A 20675-nucleotide genomic window follows, 5' to 3' on the forward strand; every position below is an offset into this window, starting at 1 on the left:
ATGATGACCGACGCTGTGAGCAATTACGGTTCCGAGCTTCGTCCACGTATCTGCGTCGTTGGCGTTGGGGGCGCTGGTGGTAACGCAGTCGCCAACATGATCGAGCACGGCGTGACGGGCGTCGAGTTCATCGTCGCGAATACCGATGCGCAGGCGCTCAATGCCTCGCCGGTGGAACGCGGCATCCAGCTCGGCCGCGAGATCACCCAGGGTCTCGGCGCGGGCGCCGCTGCCGAGATCGGCCGCGCCGCCGCGATGGAGTCGCTGGACGAGATCGTCGCCGCCCTCGACGGCGCGCACATGTGCTTCATCGCGGCCGGCATGGGCGGCGGTACCGGAACCGGCGCCGCCCCGGTGATCGCCGCCGCGGCGCGTGCCCGCGGCATCCTGACGGTCGGCGTGGTCACCAAGCCGTTCGGCTTCGAGGGCCGCCGGCGCGCCGCCGCGGCCGAGGAAGGCCTCGCCGCCCTGACGCCGCACGTCGACACGCTGATCGTCATCCCGAACCAGAATCTGTTCCGCGTGGTCTCGCCGAGCACCACCTTCCGCCAGGCCTTCCGCATGGCCGACGAGGTGCTGGAGCAGGGCGTGCGCAGCATCAGCGACCTCATTCTCATGCCAGGCCTGATCAACCTCGATTTCGCCGACGTGCGCACCATCATGCTGTCGATGGGCAAGGCGATGCTCGGCACCGGCGAGGCCAGCGGCGAGCGCCGCGCGACCGACGCCGCGGAGCGGGCGATCAACAACCCGCTGCTCGACGGCGCCATCCGCGGCGCGCGCGGCCTGATCATCTCGGTGGCCGGCGGCGAAGACATGCGCTTGATGGAGATCGACGAGGCGGCGATGCGCATCAAGGACGAGATCCACCCCGACGCCAACATCATCTGGGGCTCGGCGGTCGACCCGGCGCTGGAGGGGCGTATCCGCGTTTCGATCCTCGCCACCGGCATCGACGGCGAAACCGCTACGGCCGCGGCCGACCAGCTCGAGACGCCGGCGGCAATGCCTTTCGCAGCGTCGCAGGCGGCGCCGGTCGCCGCCGCCGCGGAGATCGCCGTGTCTCGGTCGACTGCGGTGATTGAGCCTGCGGAACCGATCGCAGAGGCCGCCGAGCCGGTGGAGGAGCCTTTTTACGAGGTCCAGATCGCCGCACCGTGGGAAGACGGCTACGCCGCCACCGACACGCTGGTTCTCGCAGCCTCCGACGCCGTGACCGTCGAGGGGCCGCGCATCGATCCGGCGGCCGCCTTCTTCCGCGAGCCGCGCGGCAGCGACGAAGGACTGATCCTGGTCCAGCCGCCTGCGCCGGCCGCGCCCGCCTTCGCCGCGGGCGAGTTCGGCGGCGGCCGCCCGGTGCACAAAGCGGTCGCGGCGCCGCTCCGCGGGCCGAGCCTGCTCCAGCGCCTGTCGATGCTGGCGCGCGGCGATGGCGGCCGCGGCGGCCATCTTCCTCGCTGATCTGACCGGCGGCGCCGTCGAGGCGTCTGTCCCCTCGCTGTTCGAAGGATCGAGAGATGGTGCTGACCAAGCTGTTCAAGGCGCGCGACACCGAAGCCCCGGCTGAGGCGCCGGCCATGGCCGAGCTGCGGCCGCGGATCTGCGTGGTGGGCATCGGCGGCGCCGGCTGCAATGCGGTCCGGCACATGATCCGCAACGGCCTCGAGCGGGTCGAGTTCGTCGCCTGCGACACCGACGTCCGCGTGCTCGACGCCTCGCCGGCGGAGACCCGGATCCTGCTTCGCGAGAAGACCAGCGGCCGTCTTCCGGTCGATCCGCGCCGCCAGTCGCCCGCCGATCGCGCCCTCGACGACGAGATTGCCGAGGCCCTCGCAGGCGCGCAGATGTGCTTCATCGCCGTCGGCATGGGCGGAGGCACCGGAACCGGCGCGGCGCTGCGGATCGCGTCCTGGGCACGGCGCAACAACATCCTCACCGTCGCCGCGGCGACCAAGCCGTTCCGCTTCGAAGGCCGCCGCCGCTATCTGGCCGCCGAGCGCGGCATCGAGGAGCTGCGCCGCGCGGTCGATACGATGATCGTCATCCCCAACGAGAATCTGCTGCGCTCGACCGGTGCCGAGGCCACGGTCACCGCCGCGTTCGAGGCGGCCGATGCGGTGCTGGAGCAGGGCGTCCGCTCGATCACCGACCTCATCGTCAACCCCGGTATCGTCAATCTGGACTTCGCCGACGTCCGCGGGATCATGCAGGGCATGGGCAAGGCGGTGCTCGGCACCGGCGAGGCCGAAGGGGCCGACAGGGCGGTGACGGCCGCGCAATCGGCGGTTTCCAATCCGCTGCTCGACGGCGCACTCGACGGCGCCAACCACCTGATCATCTCGATCGTCGGAGGCGAGGACATGCGCCTGATCGAGATCGACGAGGCGGCGCGCTATATCACCGGCCGCGTCCATCCGGAGGCGCAGATCATCTGGGGCTCGTCGCAGGATCCGGCGATGGACGGCCGCATCCGCGTCTCCGTGGTCGCCACCGGGCTCGACTCCCCGGCCGGGAAGGCGCTGCGGCCGCGGCGGACCTCCTCCTGCCGCTTCCGCAAGCACCAGGCGCAGCCGAGCGCGATCTACAACCAGGGCTTCTATTTCAGCACCTGCCGCAATTGCGGCGAGGACATGATCAGGACCGGCGGCGACTGGCAGGCGGTGCCCAAGGGCCTTCGGGTGGTCTGGCCCGGAAGCGCGCCCGCGGCTTCGGTCCGGCCGGCCGGCAAGAGCCGTGACGCCCGTCCGGCGTCGCCGAGGCGGGGAACGGCGCGACCGCTGGCGCCGCTTCAGCTCGCGGCGGCGGGCCTTCGCGTCCTGCTGTGGCGCGGCGGGGACCTGCTGCGCCATTTCCACTGGCGGCGCGCCCACCGCCGCCGCGCCGGAGGCGTCCTTCTGCTTCCTCCGGCACCCGCGACCCGCTGAGAGCTTGCCGCGGCTGCGGCAGGTGCCTAGAGCGTCAACGCCCGGTGCGGCGGCGTTCGCGCTGCCGGATCAGGCTGAACCAAGGCTGATCGAAGCTTCGCTGCGATCGGTCCAACGATGCTCTCGAGGTCTTTAGCGACCGAAATATACAGTAATCTCCGTAGGTTGTATGGCACGTGGTCAGTCGCCAGAGCCGCAGGCGGCGGTGTTCCTGCCGGTGGGGAAAACGGCAATGGGTATTGAGGCGCAAGATCGGGCGACGACGGCACTTTGCGCCGCGGCCGGCGCCTGCGCCGGGCTGGTCCTCACCGGATGGGCGATCGACGCACCGGCGCTGACCGGCTTCGGCAGTCCGCTCACTGCGCAGCCGCTCACCGCCGTCGCCTTCCTCGTCCTGACCGCCGCGATGCTCTTCGCGCTCGCCGAACGAAAAATGCTGGCGACCCTGCTGGCGGTGGTGCCGGCCCTGATCGGGGCGAGCGCGCTCTTCCAGGAGATTGCGGGGGTCGCGCTCGGCACCGACACCTTGCTCTTCGCCGATCGCGTGACGCGCCAGGCCTTGCCGGAGCCCGGCCGGCCCTCCACGGCGGTCGCTCTCGGCCTCCTCCTGCTCAGCGGCGGGGCCGTCGCGGCGACGCGCAAGGGCCTGCGCATGGGGCAGACGGCCGCCGTGCTGGCGATCACCGGCTTCGGCGCGATTGCGGTGGCCGGGGCCGCCCTGCCGCTGGCTGCCGAGCTGACCGATCCCGCCTTCCGCTATGTCGCCGCGCCTTTGCCGGCGATGATCTGCGGGGTCCTGCTCGCCATCGCCCTGCTCGGGTGGCGCGGCTCGGTCTGGGAGGGGTTGCTCGCCGGCCTCGGGCTCGACCGGACCCTGCTCCAGGTCGTCCTCCCGTTGCTCGTCGTGACTCCGGTCGCCGCCGAGTGGATCGAGGAGCGCGCCAAGGGCGCGGGGCTCGATCCGGTCGTTGCCGGCAGCGTCGAGACCGGGCTCAACATTGCCGCGATGGCGGCGCTGCTCTTGTGGGTGACGAGCCGGGCGGCGCGCGAGCAGCGGGCCCGAAGGGCGCTGACCCGGGCACTCGATTCCGCCCCGATCGCGCTTACCGACACCTCCGGCCTTGTCATCCACTGGTCCAAGGGATGCGAGCAGCTCTACGGCTGGGGCCAGGCAGAAGCGCGCGGCCGGCGGAAGTACGATCTGCTCGCCTCCGCGACCGGGCAGGATGAGTCCGCCGCCTGGCCGAGCGGCTCCGCGGGCTGGGAAGGCGAGCTGATCGAGCGCAAGCGCGACGGCAGCACCGTCAACATCCTCGAGCGGGCCCGCCTGCTCGAGCCGCGCCACGGCGGCGATCCGGTCTTCGTCCTGTCGATGACCGACATCACCGCGCGGACCCAGGCGGAGGCGGCGCTCCGCGAGAGCGAGGCGCGGCTCACGCTCGCCATGGACACCAACGATATCGGCATCATCGAATGGGACGCCGTCGCCGGACGGTTCACCCAGTCGCGGGGCGCCGGGCGCAGCCTCGGTCTCGCCGAGGGCGGGATCAGCAGTCTCGCCGACTGGCGCGCCCGTATCGATCCGGCCGATCGTGCCGCTCTCTTCTCGCGGATCAACAATGCGATCGCCCGGCAACAGCCCCGCATCCGCTTCCGGCACCGCTTCGTCAGGCCCGACGGCTCGAAGCGCATGCTCGAGACCAGCGCCGCCTGCTTCTACGATGCCGCCGGCAAGCTCACGCGCCTGATCTGCGTCTACATCGACGTGACCGAGAAGGAGGAATGGGAGAGCCGGCTGGCGCAGCTGCAGGACGAGGTCATGCACGTCTCGCGCCTCAGCGCAATGGGCGAGATGGCGTCCGGCCTCGCCCACGAGCTCAATCAGCCGCTCACCGCGGTGGTCAATTTTCTCGGCACCGCCAAGGTCCTGCGCGCCACCGGCGACGACAGCAAGCTCGACGATCTGCTCGCGGCGGCGAGCCAGCAGGCGCTTCGCGCCGGACAGATCATCCGCCGCCTGCGCACCTTCGTGTCGCGCGGCACGGTCCAGGAGGAATGGACCTCGATCGGCGAGCTGATCGAGGATTCGATCGCGCTCGCGCTCGCCAGCCGGGGGCGCAACGACGTCGATCTGCGGATCGAGACCGAGGATCCGGATCAGCTGGTCTGCGCCGATCGCGTCCAGATCCAGCAGGTTCTCGTCAACCTGCTGCGCAATGCCGCCGAGGCGCTCGATCAGATGCCGCCCGAGCGGCGCGAGATCGTCGTCACGTCGGCGATCGACGGCGATCCGGAACGCCTCCTCGTTTCCGTGCAGGACAATGGTCCAGGCCTTCCAAAGGAGATGCTGGACAGTCTGTTCACGCCCTTCGTTTCGGGTAAAGAGGGCGGGATGGGCGTCGGCCTCTCGATCTGCAAGCGCATCGTCGAGGCCCACGGCGGCACGCTGAGAGCCGAGAACAACCAGCACGGGGGCGCGACCTTCCGGTTCACGCTTCAGACCAGACCAGGAGATGATGAAGTATGAGCACCCGCACCATCTACGTCGTCGATGACGACGACGATGTCCGGCTCTCGCTGCAGTCGCTGCTCTCGGTGCTTCCCAACACTCTGGTGTGGGGCTTCCGCTCTGGAGATGCCTTTCTCGAGCGCGCCGAGGAGCTCGGGCCGGGCGTGATCCTGCTCGATTACCACATGCCGGGCTCGACGGGGCTGGACGTGCTGAAGGCGATCCAGCCTTATGGCCCCAAGTTCGTGGCGGTGGTGCTGACCGGCCATGGCGAGGTCAGCCTCGCGGTCGAGGCGATGAAGTCGGGGGCGCTCGATTTCCTCGAGAAGCCCTATGAGCACGATGCGCTGCTCGAGACGCTGAACAGCGCGTCCGCCCAACTGGAAGAGAGCAGCGAGCAGATCGCCCGGGTCGAGGCGGCCAAGGCGAAGATCGATCGCCTGTCGCAGCGCGAGGTGCAGGTGATGCACGGACTGATCCAGGGCCGTTCGAACAAGGTCATCGCCTATGACCTCGATCTCAGCCCGCGGACGATCGAGATCTACCGCGCGAACCTGATGGACAAGCTCGAGGTGAACAACCTCTCCGACATCCTGCGGATCGCCTTCACTGCTGGACTGGTACCGAGCGCCTGATCGCCGGCCGCGGCGGCGGCCTGATTCCGGTATCGACCTCCACGCAGTTCCGGCCGCTCGCCTTCGCCTTGTAGAGGAGGCGATCGACACGGCGCATCAGCGATTGCTCGCTCTCGCCCGGCTTGGCGGTCGCCACCCCCGCCGAGAACGTGATCTGGCCGATCGGCGCGCCGGTCTCGCGGTTCTTGAACGGGCTCGCCGCGACCGCGTCGCGCGCCGCGTCGATCAGGCGCGAGACGATCGCGGAGTTGGTCGCGGCGAACAGCACCGCAAACTCCTCGCCGCCGTAACGCGCCACCATCGCGCCGGCGCAATTGGCCTTGAGCATCTGCGCGACCAGCTTCAGCACCCGGTCGCCGACACCATGGCCGTGCGTGTCGTTGATCGATTTGAACCGGTCGATGTCGCAGAGCGCGACGCTGAGGCCGACGCCCGCCTCGCTGAGCGCGGCATAGCGATCCTCGAACGCGCGCCGGTTCGAGATCCCGGTCAGGGTGTCGGTGCGCGCTTCCGACTGCGCGTCGACCAGCTTCTGGCGGAGCGCCCGTGCCTCCTCGGTCGCCTGCTCGAGCCGGGCTTCGGCCAGGCGGCTGCGCTCGATCATGCTTTCGGTGATGCGCACCAGCGCCTTGATCGACGCCGGACCGGCGCCGGCGGCGAGCTGCTCGGCGCCGAAGATCAGGTCGCCCTGGTAATCGCGGACTTCCTCGCGCGTGGTCTCGGCCACGTTGGCGAGTGCTTCCACCTGGCGCCGCGCGACCTGCATCAGCTCCTGCGTCGCGTCCTTCTGCTCGGCGGCGGCATCCGCGTCGGGGAGCGGGCAGATGCTGCTCTCGTCGCTGCCGGTCAGCAGCGCGTGGATGATTGCGAAATTTTCGGGAGTCGGATCGAGGCCTCGCGCGAACAAGGCTTCGCCGATCGCGGCAAAGAGCTGCCGTTTCTCCGCTTGTTCGCCTTCCTCGATCATCAGACTTAGCGCGTACCTCTGCCGGCAAGTGGTCGCCGGCCGAACCGGTTCCTCCCTGTCATTGTAGGACCAAAGTTCGCAATGAAGAAGCGCGCGGGTCAATCAAAGTAGGCCGCGACGACACCGGCGATCGCGGCCGGATCGATCGCGTCGAGGGCAATCTCCTGTGCCGGGTTGAGGCTGCGGCCGAGCATCGTTCCATGCTCGTCCAGCGACACTGCGAGCAGGCGGACTCCGCCGCTCTCGCGCACCACCGCCAGACCACCCGCGGCCGGGAAGCGGTCCGGATCGACGACGAGCGTCGCACTCGCCGGCAAGCCGGCGCCGAGGGTGGGGCGGCAGATCCGCAGCGCGTAGCAGCGCGGGCCCGCGCGGCCCGGCGCCTCCACGCTGCGGCCGGTCGGAACCAGCGCGAGCAGGCCGTCGGGAAGCGGCGACCCGTAGACCGGCAAGCGGCCGGGCTCCGCCACGGCGGGGGGCTCGGCCGCGGCTTGCGCCCTCTTGGCCAACTGCGTGCGAAGCTCCGCGACCTTCGAGCGCGTTCTCTCGATCCGCGGCGCGGGTCCGGAGAGCACCGCGATCCGCTCGTCCAGCGCACCCGTGCGACGCAGCGCCTCGACTGAGCCGCGCAGCGCCTCGATGCTCTCGACGCCGAACAGGCGCAGCAGGGCCGTCACCACGAACGGGTTCCAGCGATCAAGACTCTTGTGAGCGTTCTCGAGGCGCGAGAGCACCACCGGCGCGATCCCAAAATCGTGCTCCAGCCGCGCTATGGTGAGCGCCGGATCTCGGCTCCGCCGGTGGCGGATCGCGGCGGCAAGGGCGATCGCGAAGGCGTCGTCCTCATGCTCGCCACCCCTGATGTGCTGCTCGCTGGCCCAGGCGCCGATGTCGAACCCCGGATCGTCGATATCGAGGAGCACCGCCTCGGGCGCAGTGTCGAGGGCGGCTGCGATGCGGACGATCTCGTCCGGCCGCGCGACCACCTCGCCGCGCTCGATCTTCGACAGGCGGATGTACGGGATTTCGGGAACGCGTTGGGCGAGCCCCAGCAGCTTGGCGAAACCCGCCGCCCGGCGGAGCCGTCGCAAGTGATTGGGAAAGACGATCGAGCGGTGCGGGTCCGTCAGGATCTCCCGCGGGGGGTCCAGCGCTGCGTCCTCCGCCATCGCGCCTCCTGACGATCACGCCGACGATCAGCGAGGCCGGAAATATCCGCTGATCTCAAGTGCCTGTCAATGCGCGGCGCGGCCCGGCCCCTGCATGTCGGACGCGAGGAGGCTCCAGACTCCGCTCGTGCCGAACGGAATGATGATCGACGCCGACGAGCGCCTTTCGATCTGGTCGAGCAGCCAGTTCCGGCTGAGCCCGGACGGGTGCTCGCCGGAAACGGCCAGGCCGATGCCGTCGGTGACCAGGCCGATGATCGGCGGCGTGGCGTAAGGCGGCCAGCGCCGCGCGACCTCGCGCAGGGCCTCGGCACCCGCTTCGCGCAGCTCGGCGAGCGCGCCGCCCGCGTCCCCAATTTCCTCTCCCGGCTCCAGAAACCGGGTCCAGGAGGAGAGGCGCACCGTCGCCTCGGCATCGGCGGAGCAGCGCGAGACGGTGAGGAGAGGGGCCTGAAGCCGGGCGAGCAGCGCGGCGGCCGGAGCGAGCATGCGTTGCCCGGCGAGAAGCAGCTCGGGCTCGGTGGCGAGGAGGAGCCGGCCTCTGGCGGACCGGCCGAGCTCCGTCGTTGCGTCATGGCGTGGGCGCACGGGGTTTCTTCATGAAAAGGGCGGCGGCCTGGCGGCCGCCGCCCGAGATGGTCAGCGCGGAGCGATCAGGCGGCCTTGCGGACGTCGACCGGGAAATCGGCGAGGACGGCCGGCTGCTCCTGCTCCACCGCCGGCTCGGGGCGGATCGCCACCAGGCTGGTCAGGCGGTTGTGCGGAAGCGACGGATCGGGAAGCAGCTCGGGCAGGGCCTCGGCCGGGGCGGCGGCCTCCGGCGCCGGAGCAGCGGCCTTGCGCGGCTTGGCGCCGGCGGCGGCCGCAGCCTTGTAGTCGGCCATCACGTTGAACTTGGAATTGGTCGCGACCAGCTCGCCCATCGTCTTGGCGGCGCGCTTGGTGATCTGGCGGACGCGCTCCTTGGTGAGGCCGGTGTCGAGGCCGAGCTCGTCGAGGGTGCCGGTGTCGAACACCCGGCGCTCGACGATCTCGCGATTGCGGGCCAGCTTCTCCTCGAGCTTGGCGAGCTCGACCGGATCGATCTCGCGGAAGCGAGGGCGACGCTCCGGAACCTGGTCGCGGATGTCGCCGGGCTGGTTGGCGATGGCGCGCTTGGCGCGGGGCCGCTTCTTCAGCTGCTCCATGCTCGCCTTGCGCAGGTGGTCGATATATTCGTCGATCAGCGCGCTGGTGGCAGCCTTCGCCAGATAGGCGGAGGCGTCGGCCTCGGTGGCGGCGAGGGCGTCCTCGTCCTCGATCGTCGCTTCGAACGGCATGTCCTCACCGTCGAGGTTGCGGTTCAGATCGCCGAGCGAGATGGTCATCGCCTCGACCTTCTTGGCCGACGAGCGCTGGTCGGTCATCAGGCGGAAGCGCAGGCTCTGCATCTCGCCGCGGATCTGCCAGTTGACGAAGGTGGTGAACTGCGCCTTCTCGGAGTCATAGGCCTCGATGGCGCGGTGAACGGCGATGGCGGCGGCCTGCTCGGCGTCTTCCCAATGCGAGACGAGGCCGTACTGGCGGATGAAGTGGCGGATGCGCGGCGCGATCAGCTTCAGGATCGAGGCGAAGGCGCGATCGGTGTTCGCGCGCTGCCGGGCGGTCGGCTTCGCGCCGGCTTCGGCGCGGTTGGCGATGACGTCGGCCACCAGGGCTTCGAGCGCGATCGTGGTCTTGGACATTTCTCAACTCCCCCCGGGCGAAGCGCACCCCGCGCTTCCGGCCCCCGTTCACGAGGCTGAAATTGCAGGAGGAGAGTTAATGCGCCCATTAATCCTATATACGGGCGTGTACGTAAGGGGCCGCCGCAAACGGGCTGCTCGACGGGCACAAAGCCATGTAAATCAGGGATTTAACATTGCAGGCCCTGGCCTTTTGGCCGGGGCTCCGTAGTAATGCTTATCTTATAGGATGAGATCGGCGCGACGACTCGTTTCACCAATCTTTCGTGCCGCTCCGCGTCTTTTCGCCCCCGGCATAGCATCGGGGGCACACGCCGGAAACGAGCGGCGTCGTCAGGCCATGAAGCGTTCGGGACGGATGTGCCGCTCGACGAAGCCGAGCAGCCATTGACGGTGCGCCTGGGAAGCGTCGCCGGCCTGTGCCAGCCGCGCGTGCGCCGCGGCCGATCCGACCTGCGCCTTCAGCAGCACGGCGGCGCGACGATCGTCGATACCGCCCTTCAAAAACTTGATCGCGTCGCCCGCGCCGAGATGATGCCCGAGATAGGCCGCCTGGGCGATGCGATCGACGTCCTTGCCGATCTCGACGCCGGCATTGCGCAGCCGTTCGAGATTGCCCTTGGCGTAATCGGCCGTCGCGTGGATCGAGGTCTCGCCGTCATAGCGGAGGGCGAGCAGCTCCGAGCGCGCGTGCTTCAGCACCTTGCCCGATTCGGACAGCCAGCCGCGGTTGCGCGCGACCTGGTTGAGCCAGGTTCCGGGCCGTTCCGCCTCGCCGATCCAGGTGCCGGCGAGAAACTGGCCGAGGCCCGCCGCGCTCGAGCGCGGATTGCGCGAATAAAGCTTCCAGCTGCCGTCGCGGCCCTTCGCCGCCTCGGCATCGACGATCGCGGCGAGCGCCGGCGTCGGGATGCCGGTGCGTTGCGCGGCCCGCTCGAGACTGGCCTGGTGCTGCGCGTTGGGGCCGAGCCCTGCCGCTTTCACCACCTCGGCGTTGCTTGCCGGCGATGTCGCATTCGCTGCCGCCGGCATCGGCGCTTGCTGAACCGGCTGGCCCGAACGCATCGCGGATGTGGGGCCGGCATCGTCGCGGCCGAGCACCGCCAGGAGGGATTCGAGATTTGCGGCGAGCGGACCGGAGGACTGGGCCTGCTGCGGCGCCTCGGGCGACGCGCCGTCGCCAAGTGCAGCGCGCCACAGGCGCCCACTGAGCTCGGTGCGGGCCTGGGTATAGATCAGTTCCGCCTTCTGCTCCGGGCGAAGCCGGTCGAGGTCCATCCGCCCGATCATCGGCCGCGCTCCTGCGCCGCAAGGCGGCGGGCGCGGAGCAGCGCGGCGGTGGAGAGATCGTCGACCATCGCCTGCTCGGCGGTGGCGGCTGCGCGTTCCTCGGCGGCACGGAAGCTTTCGGCGGCGGTCTCCATCGCGCGTTTCGATCCGAACACCTCCATCGCCTCGTCGCGCAGGCTGTCGAGGCGCGCGGCCGATGCGACGCGATCGTGCTCCAGCCGCTCGCGCAAGGAGCGCATCCGGCTGACGTAAGCGAAGCTCGACATCATCGGATCGATGGCGGCGGCATGAACTTCCGCGATCGCGCTCTGGATCGCGTCCTCGCGCGCCTTCTCGATCGCGACGAGCTTGCCCGTCTCGGCGCCGATGGCCATGCCGACGCGATCGATCTCGCGCTGCTGGAGCCGAAGTGCGGTGTCGAACGGAGTCTTCATGCGTCACCTTCTGCGTCGCCGCCTTGGCCGGCGTCGGAAACGAGGATGGACTGGAGCATCGCAAAGCTCTCGGCCGCGAAGCCGCGATCGTTCTTGCCCTGCTTGAGCAGGGTCTCGATGGCCGGGGCGAGGGCGATCGCCTGATCGACCTCCGCCCGCGTGCCTTCCTTATAGGCACCGAGACGGATCATCTCTTCCATGTCGCCATAAGTGGAGAGCGCGCGCCGGGCTTCGGTGCGCAGCAGGTTTTCCTCCGGGCTGTGGGCGGCGGGCAGCGTCCGCGACACCGATTTCAGCACGTCGATGGCGGGGTAGCGCCCGCGATCGGCGATGCGGCGGCTCATCACGACGTGCCCGTCGAGAATGCCGCGCACCGCGTCGGCCACCGGCTCGTTGTGATCGTCGCCGTCGACGAGCACGGTGAACAGGCCGGTGATGCTGCCCTCGCCCGCCCGGCCGGGACCGGCGCGCTCGAGCAGGCGCGGCAGTTCGGCGAAGACGGTGGGCGTATAACCTTTGGTCGCCGGCGGCTCGCCGCTGGCCAGGCCGATCTCGCGCTGCGCCATGGCGAAGCGGGTGACCGAGTCCATCAGGCAGAGCACGCGCTTGCCCTGGGCGCGGAAATGCTCGGCGACGGCCAGGGTCGTCCAGGCGGCCTGCCGCCGCATCAGCGCCGGCTCGTCGGACGTGGCGACGACGACGACGCTGCGGGCGAGGCCCTCCGGCCCGAGATCGTCCTCGATGAATTCCTGCACCTCGCGTCCGCGTTCGCCGATCAGGCCGATCACCGCGACGTCGCATTCCGTCCAGCGCGCGAGCATGGAGAGCAGCACCGATTTGCCGACGCCGGATCCGGCGAACAGGCCGAGGCGCTGGCCGACGCAGAGCGGTGCGAAGATGTCGAGCGCGCGCACGCCGGTCTGGATCTTGGCGCCGACGCGAGCGCGGGAGGCCGCCGGCGGCGGGGCCGCCTTGATCGGACGCGGCACCTCGCCGCGGGGCAGGGGCCCCTTACCGTCGACGGCGCGGCCGAGGCCGTCAACCGTGCGGCCGAGCCAGGCGTCGCAGGGGCGCAGCGCGAAGCGTCCGGCCATCAGGTCGGCGCGCGCGCCGGAGGTGATGCCCTGCGGATCGCTGAACGGCATGCACTGGGCGATGCCGCGATCCAGGCCGGTGACTTCCGCCTCCACCGGGGCGTCCAGGCCCTCGATGCGGAGCCGGGCGCCGATCTGGGCGGCGCCGACCAGGCCCTCTACCTCGATCAGAGCGCCGCGCACGGCGACGACCCGCCCGAACCGGAGGTCGGGCGAGACGTCCCTCAGCGCCGCGGCGGCTGCTGCGAGCATGACGTTCAGGCGGCCGCGGCGGTGGCGAGCAGATCGGCTTCGTAGTTGATCAGCCACCGGCAGTCGGCGAGCGCCGCATAATATTTTCCGCAGGCGACCTTCTGGGCGAAGGCGACGCAGGTGGATTGGGCGTCGGGGCTGGTGAGCGCGCCGATCAGATCGCGAACCAGCGCCACGATCGAATCCTGGTGCGCTTCGCGATTGGTCTCGTCGATATAGGCCATCATGCAGGCGAAATAGAGACGGCGGGCCGGCGTGTTCGCCTCCTCGGGCGTCATCACGTCCTGGCCGCGCAGCACGCAGGCGTCGTTTTCCAGGCGCAGATCGGTGCGTCCCACGGAGCGCAGCACTGCGCCGTTGACGATCACCTTCTCGCCGTCGCGCAGGGAAATGCGGAGCGTCATCATCTCATCCTTCAGCCGTTTGACTGGATTATAGGAGCGAAGCGGAAGCGCGACGCGGAACTAGGCAAATTTTGCCCATTGTTGGGCCGACCCGATCCTCATTCTACAATGGATCAGAACCCCAGGTGCGTGCGCAGAACGCCGGCCGACCAACAGTGTCAGGAGAACGAAGTTGAGCCTCTATTCCGCGCTTTATGCCGGCGTGTCGGGCCTTTCTGCGCAATCGAGCGCGATGGCCGGCGTCGCCGACAACATCACCAACATCAACACCGTCGGTTACAAGGGCGTGCAGACCGAGTTCCGCACCCTCGTCACCGACGGCCGCGCCAAGACCAGCTATTCGGCCGGCGGCGTGACCGCCGCGCCGCAGGCGCTGATCTCGAAGCAGGGCATGCTCCAGTCCTCGTCGAGCGACACCGACATCGCGATCGACGGCGCCGGCTTCTTCGTCGTGCGCGCGGGTAGCGCGCCGAGCAGCGAGGTGAGCTTTACCCGCGCCGGCTCGTTCAAGCCCGACGCCGAAGGCTATCTGCGCAACACGAGCGGCCTCATTCTCCAGGGCTGGCGTCTCGACACGCAGGGCAATTATCTCGACACCGGCAGCCTCGACACGCTCGAGCCGGTCCGTCTCAGCGATCTCACCGGCACCGCGATGCCGACCTCGAAGCTCGAGATCCGCGCCAACCTGCAGTCGACCACGCCGATCAACCCGGCGGCCGGCACCTATGTTGCCGGTCAGATGCAGTCGGGCGCCGTGACGCCGGATTTTTCGCGCGCGCTGGACGTCTATGATGCGCAGGGCACCGCCCACCGCGTCACCGTCGGTTTCATCAAGACCGGTGCGAACACCTGGCAGTCGGAGATCTACGGCCAGGCCGGCGACGTCACCACGCCGCTGCTCGCCTCGGGCACCGTCACGTTCGACGGCGAAGGCAATCTCGCCACCCTGCCGGCCAGCTTCAACGCGCTGACCATCAACTGGACGAACGGCGCCGCGCCGCTCAACGTCGATCTGAACCTCGGCGATCCGGGCTCGCTCAACGGCCTCACCCAGTTCGGCAGCGAATCCGCGCTGATCTCGTCGATCGTCGACGGCGGCGTGCTCGGCAACCTGGCCTCGATCGAGGTGTCGAAGACCGGCCGCGTCAGCGCCGTGTTCGACGACGGCACCACCCGCGAGGTGTTCCAGCTGCCGATCGCCACCTTCGCCAATCCGAACGGTCTCACCCGCGTCTCGGGCAACGCCTTCCAGATGTCGGCCCAGTCGGGCAACGTGGCGATCAACAAGGCCGGCGCGCTCGGCGCCGGCATGATCGCCAGCGGCTCGCTCGAGGCGTCGAACGTCGATCTCGCCGGCGAGTTCACCAACATGATCCGCTTCCAGCGCGCCTACAGCGCCTCGTCGAAGATCATCACCACCGTCGACGACATGCTCCAGGAAGTCAGCAACCTGAAGCGCTAATGCCTCCGGCCCGGCCGCTCACCCGGCCGGGCCGCAAATTCCCTGAAGTGTGAAGGAAACGATCGGCGTGTCTTTGAACGAGATCCTCGGGTCAGCGATATCGGGCCTCTCCGCGTCCCAGGCGGGGCTGCGCTCGGTCTCGAACAACATCGCCAACGTCGATACGCCGGGCTATGCGCGCGAGCGCGTGGCGCTGAGCGCCGCCGTGACCAACGGCCGCGTCAACGGCGTCGTCGTCGGCGAGCCGGAGCGTATCGCTGATCGCTTCCTCGAAATGAGCGTCTACCGCCGTTCCGGCGACATGGGCCAGTCGGAGGTCACTGCGACCTATCTCGACCGGCTCCAGTCGCTGCTCGGCCAGCCGGGCGCGGAGGGCGGCCTTCCGGCGCGGCTCGACGCGATCTCCGCCTCGGCGGTGCGGCTGACCAGCGGCACCGCCGCCAGCCAGGTGATCTCCGCCTTCACCGGCGACGTCGAGGATGCGATCGTCTCGATGCGCCAGCTCGACGGCGACGTCGCGACGATGCGCACCGACGTGGAGGCCGAGGTCGGCTATACCGTCGAGCGCGTCAATGCGCTGCTCGGCCGGATCCACGAGCTCAACGACAACGTCGCCCGCCTCCAGGGCCTCGGCAAGAGCCCCGCCGGCGCGATCGACCAGCGCGTCGCCGCGCTCGAGGAGCTCAGCTCCCTGATCAAGGTCACCGTGCGCGACCAGCCGGACGGGCGCGTGATCCTCGAGACGCCGCAGGGCCAGACGCTCCTCGACAGGAGGGTTCGCCAGCTCGATTATGCGGTCGCCGGAACCGGCGTCGCGCAGCACGTCTACCCTCCGATCACCATTCGTTTCGCGGAGCCGAACGGCACGATGGGACCGGCGACGGGCGACAAGATCGACAGCGCCGCGATCGGCGGAAAGCTCGGCGGGCTGATCGACCTTCGCGACCGTGCCCTGCCCCAGTTTTCCGACAAGCTCGGCGTCCTGTTCGGCGGCCTCGCCCAGACCCTGAACGCCGCCTCGAACGCGAGCACGTCGCTGCCCGCGCCGGCGCAGCTCGAAGGCCGCTCCACGGGCCTCACCGGCACCGACCGGCTCGGCTTCACCGGTTCCACCACCTTCGCCGTGGTCAAGAGCAATGGCGAGCTCGTCGCCAAGACGAGCATCGATTTCTCGACGCTCGCCACGGTCAACGATGCCGTCGCCGCGATCAACGCGGGCCTCGGCGGCGCAGGCACCGCGACCTTCACCGGCGGCAAGCTGGTGATCGCCGCGAGTGCGGCCGGGAACGGAGTCGCCACCGGCCAGGACGAGACCAACCCGAGCAGTCGCGCCGGCGTCGGCTTCGCGCAATATTTCGGCCTCAACGACCTGGTTCGCACCCCGGAGAGCACGCTCGTGCCGTCGGGCTTCGTCGGCACCGATCCGCACGGCTTCTCGCCCGGGCAGAGCGCCGAGATCGTGCTGCGCGACGCCTCGGGCCGGTCGTTGACCCGCTTCACGCTGACGCCGACCGGCACCAGCTTCAACGACGTTCTCACCCAGCTCAACGCGAGCCCGCTCGGCGGCTTCGGCGCGTTCGCGCTCGACACCAAGGGCAGGATCCAGTTCCAACCCAACCCGATGGTGACGGGGGCGTCGCTGTCGATCGTCTCCGACACCACCGATCGCTTCGGCACCGGCCGCTCGTTCACCGCGCTCAGCGGCCTCACCGGCGCGTCGATGGGCCTCAACCAGGCCGAGCTGCCCAAGCAGATCGCCGACAATCCCGCCGCCGTTCCGCTCGCCAAGCTGCAGATCGGCGCCGCGGTGGGCGAGCGCGCGATCGGCCAGAGCGACATGCGCGGCGCGACCGCGTTCATTGACGAGCTGGCGAAGCCGATGGATCTCGGCCGCGAGGGCGTGGCGACGATCGAGCGCTACTCAGGCCTCCTGCTCGGCGGCGCCGGCGCGGAAGCCGCGCGCGCGGCCGAGCGCTATGACGACGCGTCGGCGCGACGCGACGACGCGGTCAACCGCCGCGACAGCTTCGGCGGCGTCAACATCGACGAGGAGCTCGCCCAGATGGTCGTGCTCCAGAACAGCTATTCGGCGGCGGCCCGGGTGATCACCACCGCCAGCGAAATGTACGACACCCTGATCAACATGATCCGCTGAGAGGTATTATGACCCGCGTCGCCACCATCCCGATCCAGCGCAACCTTTCCAGCGCGATCATGCGCAGCCAGCAGAAGCTCGCCGAGACGCAGCTGCAGCTCGCAACCACCAAGAAGGCGCGCGACTATGCGGCGCTGGGCACCGAAACGGTGCGCCACATCTCGGCGCGCACCCTGCTCGCCAAGCAGGAGGCGCAGAGCGACGTGCTGACGACGCTCGGCACCACGCTCACCCTCTACGATGCCAACATGAGCGGCATCGAGACCGCGGCGAGCGAGCTGCGCCAGTCGCTGCTCGAAGCGATCGGCACCAATTCCTCGGGCGGCCTCCAGGAGGCGATCGAGCAGGCCTTTTCGGCGTACCGCAACGGCCTCAACGCCTCGGAAGGCGGGCAGCCGCTGTTCGCCGGCTCGCGTACCGATGCGCCGCCGTTCAAGGCCGATACCCTGGCCGACACCCTGGCCCTCACCACCGCCACGGCCTTCACCGACGATACGATCCGTCCGACCGCGCGCGTCGCGGAAGGCTTCGACGTCCAATATGGCGCCGGCGCGAGCGAGATCGGCACCGGCCTGTTCATCGCCTTCCAGAAGCTGGCGACCGCGGGCTCGATCGGCCTCGTTCCCACCGATGCGCAGATGACGGTCCTCAAGGACGCGGTGGGTCTGATCGAGACGGGCCTCGACGAGCTGCGCGACGTCAATGCCGAGAACGGCCGCAAGCAGAAGCAGATCGAATCGATCGCGGTGCGCGGCGAAGAGCGCACCCTGCTGCTCAAGGACGTGATCGGCCGCAACGAGGACGCCAACCTCGCCGAGGTGGCGAACGATCTCGCCCAGCAGCAGACGACGCTGCGCGCCTCCTACTCGGTCTTCTCTCAGCTCTCCGCTTTGTCGCTGACCGAATATCTCCGCTGATCAGGTCATCCGGGCCCGCGCCTGAAAGCGCGGGCCCGGATGACGAGCAAGGAAAAAGGCCGGGCGCTGGCAGCGCCCGGCCTTTCTTCGTTTTGGCAGATGCCTGGAGCTTCAGCTCTTCTTCGAGACCTCGAGGAGGTCCGCAATCTCGCCCGCGGGGCTGGCCGATGGGATCGCCGCCATCGCCTTGCCGAGCTTCTCGGGATCGACGGCGCTCACCTCGCTGGTCAGCGCATCGAACGCCGCCGCCGTCGGCAGCGACGCGAAAGCGCCGGCATAGCGGGCACGCAGCTCGGCGATCTCGGGCTCCCGTCCAGTCATCGCGAGCGCGACGGCGTGCCGGAGGATCGTCGCCTGGGCGACGTCGCTCAGCCTTCCGGCGGCCGGGAGGCTGGGGGCAGTCGCGGCGGCGAGCGCATTCCAGTCGCGCGCCTTCCACAGGATCTCCGCCTGCAGCAGGCCGCCGTTCGGCACCTCCTGGAGCACGGCGAAGGCCTCGGCGGTGCGGCCGAGCTGGGTCAGCGCCACCGCTTCCATGCGGTAGCGTTCCCACAGCATCTCGCGCGGATAGATCACGTCGGTGGTCTTGCGGATGGCCGCCAGCGCGCGATCGGGACGTCCGGCCAGGATGTGCAGCGTCGCCACCTTGGCGGAGAGCGGACCCTTGGCGAGATCGTGGGCGCGGGCGAACAATTGATGCTCGAGGAGCTCGGCCGCCTTTTCGTAGAGCCCGGCGCTCTGCAGCCGGTCGGCGAAGCGGTTGACGAGCAGGTCGCCCTCGGCCCCGAGCGGGGCGAGGGCGCGGAAATCCCAGTAAAGGCCCAGCGCCTGGTCGAGCGGCATTCCGTTGGCCGGATCGAGCACGGCGGTGAGCTTGGCCTGCAGCTCCGCCGCGAGCGGCGGCCCGGCGGCGCCGAGCTCGAAATAGTTGAACAGGGTCGAGCCGGCCGAGAGGGCGCCGCGAACGTCACCCGCCTCGGTGCTCAGCCGGTAGCTGAGCTCGAGCGCGCGCCGCTCGATCGGGCCGCCGCGCCAACTGTAGCGGATGCGATCGAGCTTTTCGATCGCCGCTTTGGCCGACATGTCCTTGCGCGCGACCGCCGCCTCGATCGCGCTGAGATCGGCGTCGATCCGTTGCTCCTCGCTGCCGCTGCTGGCGACGCGGCCGAGCTGGATTCGCGCGTCGCCGGGTTTGCCGAGCATCAGGAATGCGCGCCCGCGCAGCAGGTCGCCGGCCGGATCGCCATTGGGCACCTGGCGCAGGGTGGTGACGGCAAGATCGGCGCGACCGGTCTCGATCGCGGCGGCGGCGGCGGCGAGGGCGAAGCGCCGCCGCTCGGCCGTCGGGCGGCCGTTGAGCGCGGGCAGGGCGCAGTTGAGCTGGGACAGCGCCTGGGCGGCGAAGCCGGACTCGGCCAGCACCAGCATGCGCCAGGCGCAAGCCTCGGAATTGCTCGCCAGTCCGGGGCCGACCAGCGCGCTCAGCGCTTCCTCGGGACGGCGCATCTGGGCGAAAGCGGCGCCCTTGGCCAGCCGAAAGGTGTCGACGAGCGCGAGATCCGGATCGTCGCTTTCCATCACTTCCAGGACACCGGCGGCATCGCTGCCCAGCCCTTGGCCGATCAGGCTCGCCGCGTAGCGCCAGCGGGCTCGCTGGCGGCTCTCCGCATCGGCAAGCGCGAGCGCCTTCCAGGCATCCTCGTGGCTGACATAGGTCCAGGCCTCGCGGCCGTTCGGGGCAGGCGCTTCGGAAAGCTCGTTGGCGAAGCCGGGCAGCCGCCCCTCGCTGCGGCGCTCGGCCGGCAACGGTGCCGGGGCGGCGGCGGGGCTCGCCAACGGCGGCTGTGCTTCGCCGCCGATCAGCGCTTCGGTTTCGGCGGCATGCTGGTCTTCCGGCGCCTGGGCGAAGACGGCGGCCGAGAGGGCGGCCGCCGCGGCCGCCGCATAGAGACGTGGCTTCATTGCGGCAGCGACGGCAGGACCAGCAGCGTGAACGCGATTCCGCCGGAAGCGCAGCACATCAGGAATAGCACGACGGGCACGAAGGCGAGGGCGCCGGTCTGAACCACCGCGGCGGGCTCGGGCGCCGCGACGCGATCGGCGGCAGTGCCGTCGGCGGCCTCCGGATCCAAGTCGGTCCGGCGGCGGAGGGGCTGCGCCCCCGCGTCGCGCTGACCGATGACTCTGACTTTTCCTGGCTTCTGGTCGCGGCTCATCCCAGTCCTCCGGGTAACGATTTGTTTCTATTATAGGATGAAAAGAGCGGCATGCGGTCGCGGTGTAAGGCGGCCGAAAGAGAAAAAAGGGGAACAGGAAAGTGCCGCTTTCGCCGAAACGACTTCTCGTCGCCGCGAGCGTTCTCGCCGTGGCGGCAGCCGGCGGTGCGGGCATGGCGCTCGCGTCGGACGGCAGCGAAGCTGCCGCCGGAGGCGCCTTCGTCCCGCTCGAGGACGTGGTCGTGCCGATCGTCAGCAGCGATCGTGTCGAAGGCACGTTGCGCGTGCGGATGGTCGTCGAGACCGCCGACGAAGCCGCGGTCAGCGAGCGTCTGCCGGAGCTTCGCGCCGCCAGCCTTGCCGCTGCCGTCGAGCATTCGCGGCTTTATGCCTCCGCGCTGGCGCCGGTGAATGCCGAGCAGCTCGGCGGCGACATGACCGCCGCGCTCAAGCAGGCCAATCCGGCGGTCGGACGTGTCCTCCTCACCGAGGTCGGCGCCTTCGCCATCTGACGCGCAGGCGT

The 20675-nt window shown here is 69.6% G+C and carries 18 protein-coding genes; 8 read left to right on the forward strand and 10 right to left on the reverse strand.

The features are described 5' to 3' along the window. The 4 genes from ftsZ (E2493_RS16805) (at window position 1) to E2493_RS16820 (ending at window position 6068) form a co-directional block, all read left to right on the forward strand. The gene (ftsZ, locus tag E2493_RS16805) at window positions 1-1461 is read left to right on the forward strand and encodes a cell division protein FtsZ (RefSeq protein WP_135089095.1); all 1461 of its coding nucleotides are present in this window, start codon (window positions 1-3) and stop codon (window positions 1459-1461) included. Between the two features lie 56 nt (window positions 1462-1517). Continuing rightward, window positions 1518-2924, forward strand: a complete 1407-nt coding sequence (gene ftsZ / locus E2493_RS16810; RefSeq protein WP_135089098.1) for a cell division protein FtsZ — start codon at window positions 1518-1520, stop codon at window positions 2922-2924. Window positions 2925-3156: 232 nt separating this feature from the next. After that, window positions 3157-5451 (forward strand): PAS domain-containing sensor histidine kinase, encoded by a 2295-nt coding sequence (locus E2493_RS16815; protein WP_167737592.1) that lies wholly within the window; start codon window positions 3157-3159, stop codon window positions 5449-5451. Further along, complete coding sequence (locus E2493_RS16820) at window positions 5448-6068, forward strand: response regulator transcription factor (protein ID WP_135089104.1); 621 nt, start codon at window positions 5448-5450, stop codon at window positions 6066-6068. The genes E2493_RS16815 and E2493_RS16820 overlap by 4 nt, the downstream gene beginning before the upstream one ends. Here the strand turns inward: E2493_RS16820 and E2493_RS16825 are convergent. The 8 genes from E2493_RS16825 to E2493_RS16860 form a co-directional block, all read right to left on the reverse strand. Continuing rightward, entirely contained in the window at window positions 6040-7035 is a 996-nt protein-coding gene (locus E2493_RS16825; protein ID WP_135089107.1) for a GGDEF domain-containing protein, read from the reverse strand. The genes E2493_RS16820 and E2493_RS16825 overlap by 29 nt on opposite strands. A gap of 98 nt (window positions 7036-7133) precedes the next feature. Next, on the reverse strand, window positions 7134-8204 hold the full coding sequence (locus E2493_RS16830; RefSeq protein ID WP_135089110.1) for a helix-turn-helix domain-containing protein: 1071 nt from the start codon (window positions 8202-8204) through the stop codon (window positions 7134-7136). A 66-nt stretch (window positions 8205-8270) separates the two neighbouring features. After that, window positions 8271-8792: a hypothetical protein gene (locus E2493_RS16835; protein WP_135089113.1), complete on the reverse strand. Its 522-nt coding sequence runs from the start codon at window positions 8790-8792 to the stop codon at window positions 8271-8273. 65 nt (window positions 8793-8857) lie between these two features. Beyond that, on the reverse strand, window positions 8858-9928 hold the full coding sequence (locus E2493_RS16840) for a sigma factor-like helix-turn-helix DNA-binding protein (protein WP_135089116.1): 1071 nt from the start codon (window positions 9926-9928) through the stop codon (window positions 8858-8860). 333 nt (window positions 9929-10261) lie between these two features. Further along, window positions 10262-11218: a peptidoglycan-binding protein gene (locus E2493_RS16845; protein ID WP_135089119.1), complete on the reverse strand. Its 957-nt coding sequence runs from the start codon at window positions 11216-11218 to the stop codon at window positions 10262-10264. After that, on the reverse strand, window positions 11215-11652 hold the full coding sequence (locus tag E2493_RS16850; protein WP_135089122.1) for a hypothetical protein: 438 nt from the start codon (window positions 11650-11652) through the stop codon (window positions 11215-11217). The genes E2493_RS16845 and E2493_RS16850 overlap by 4 nt, the downstream gene beginning before the upstream one ends. Then, complete coding sequence (fliI, locus tag E2493_RS16855; RefSeq protein ID WP_135089125.1) at window positions 11649-12998, reverse strand: flagellar protein export ATPase FliI; 1350 nt, start codon at window positions 12996-12998, stop codon at window positions 11649-11651. The genes E2493_RS16850 and fliI overlap by 4 nt, the downstream gene beginning before the upstream one ends. A 5-nt stretch (window positions 12999-13003) precedes the next feature. Continuing rightward, window positions 13004-13402: a flagellar biosynthesis repressor FlbT gene (locus E2493_RS16860; RefSeq protein WP_135089128.1), complete on the reverse strand. Its 399-nt coding sequence runs from the start codon at window positions 13400-13402 to the stop codon at window positions 13004-13006. Window positions 13403-13574: 172 nt separating this feature from the next. Here E2493_RS16860 and flgE point away from each other — a divergent pair, with 172 nt between their 5' ends. The 3 genes from flgE (at window position 13575) to E2493_RS16875 (ending at window position 17936) form a co-directional block, all read left to right on the forward strand. Continuing rightward, the gene (gene flgE / locus E2493_RS16865) at window positions 13575-14864 is read left to right on the forward strand and encodes a flagellar hook protein FlgE (protein WP_135089131.1); all 1290 of its coding nucleotides are present in this window, start codon (window positions 13575-13577) and stop codon (window positions 14862-14864) included. A gap of 67 nt (window positions 14865-14931) precedes the next feature. Further along, on the forward strand, window positions 14932-17019 hold the full coding sequence (locus E2493_RS16870; protein WP_135089134.1) for a flagellar hook-associated protein FlgK: 2088 nt from the start codon (window positions 14932-14934) through the stop codon (window positions 17017-17019). Window positions 17020-17027: 8 nt separating this feature from the next. Further along, window positions 17028-17936 (forward strand): flagellin, encoded by a 909-nt coding sequence (locus tag E2493_RS16875; protein WP_135089137.1) that lies wholly within the window; start codon window positions 17028-17030, stop codon window positions 17934-17936. 111 nt (window positions 17937-18047) lie between these two features. Here E2493_RS16875 and E2493_RS16880 read toward each other — a convergent pair whose 3' ends face one another. Together E2493_RS16880 and E2493_RS16885 are read right to left on the reverse strand one after the other, a co-directional pair. Beyond that, entirely contained in the window at window positions 18048-19898 is a 1851-nt protein-coding gene (locus E2493_RS16880; RefSeq protein WP_135089140.1) for a tetratricopeptide repeat protein, read from the reverse strand. Then, complete coding sequence (locus E2493_RS16885) at window positions 19895-20152, reverse strand: hypothetical protein (protein WP_135089143.1); 258 nt, start codon at window positions 20150-20152, stop codon at window positions 19895-19897. The genes E2493_RS16880 and E2493_RS16885 overlap by 4 nt, the downstream gene beginning before the upstream one ends. Window positions 20153-20253: 101 nt before the next feature. On the opposite strand from E2493_RS16885, the gene E2493_RS16890 reads away from it, so the two are divergent. Further along, window positions 20254-20664 carry a hypothetical protein gene (locus E2493_RS16890; protein WP_135089146.1) on the forward strand — a complete coding sequence of 137 codons (411 nt, stop codon included), beginning with the start codon at window positions 20254-20256 and terminating at the stop codon, window positions 20662-20664. The last annotated feature ends 11 nt before the right edge of the window (window positions 20665-20675 follow it).

The sequence above is a fragment of the Sphingomonas parva (ex Maeng et al. 2020) genome, assembly GCF_004564275.1.
GTDB classification, from domain to species: domain Bacteria; phylum Pseudomonadota; class Alphaproteobacteria; order Sphingomonadales; family Sphingomonadaceae; genus Allosphingosinicella; species Allosphingosinicella parva.

Coding starts and splice junctions, on each gene's coding strand:
- ftsZ (WP_135089095.1), top strand. CDS start 1: ATGATGACCGACGCTGTGAGCAATTACGGTTCCGAGCTTCGTCCACGT.
- ftsZ (WP_135089098.1), top strand. CDS start 1,518: ATGGTGCTGACCAAGCTGTTCAAGGCGCGCGACACCGAAGCCCCGGCT.
- E2493_RS16815 (WP_167737592.1), top strand. CDS start 3,157: ATGGGTATTGAGGCGCAAGATCGGGCGACGACGGCACTTTGCGCCGCG.
- E2493_RS16820 (WP_135089104.1), top strand. CDS start 5,448: ATGAGCACCCGCACCATCTACGTCGTCGATGACGACGACGATGTCCGG.
- E2493_RS16825 (WP_135089107.1), bottom strand. CDS start 7,035: ATGATCGAGGAAGGCGAACAAGCGGAGAAACGGCAGCTCTTTGCCGCG.
- E2493_RS16830 (WP_135089110.1), bottom strand. CDS start 8,204: ATGGCGGAGGACGCAGCGCTGGACCCCCCGCGGGAGATCCTGACGGAC.
- E2493_RS16840 (WP_135089116.1), bottom strand. CDS start 9,928: ATGTCCAAGACCACGATCGCGCTCGAAGCCCTGGTGGCCGACGTCATC.
- E2493_RS16845 (WP_135089119.1), bottom strand. CDS start 11,218: ATGATCGGGCGGATGGACCTCGACCGGCTTCGCCCGGAGCAGAAGGCG.
- E2493_RS16850 (WP_135089122.1), bottom strand. CDS start 11,652: ATGAAGACTCCGTTCGACACCGCACTTCGGCTCCAGCAGCGCGAGATC.
- fliI (WP_135089125.1), bottom strand. CDS start 12,998: ATGCTCGCAGCAGCCGCCGCGGCGCTGAGGGACGTCTCGCCCGACCTC.
- E2493_RS16860 (WP_135089128.1), bottom strand. CDS start 13,402: ATGACGCTCCGCATTTCCCTGCGCGACGGCGAGAAGGTGATCGTCAAC.
- E2493_RS16875 (WP_135089137.1), top strand. CDS start 17,028: ATGACCCGCGTCGCCACCATCCCGATCCAGCGCAACCTTTCCAGCGCG.
- E2493_RS16880 (WP_135089140.1), bottom strand. CDS start 19,898: ATGAAGCCACGTCTCTATGCGGCGGCCGCGGCGGCCGCCCTCTCGGCC.
- E2493_RS16885 (WP_135089143.1), bottom strand. CDS start 20,152: ATGAGCCGCGACCAGAAGCCAGGAAAAGTCAGAGTCATCGGTCAGCGC.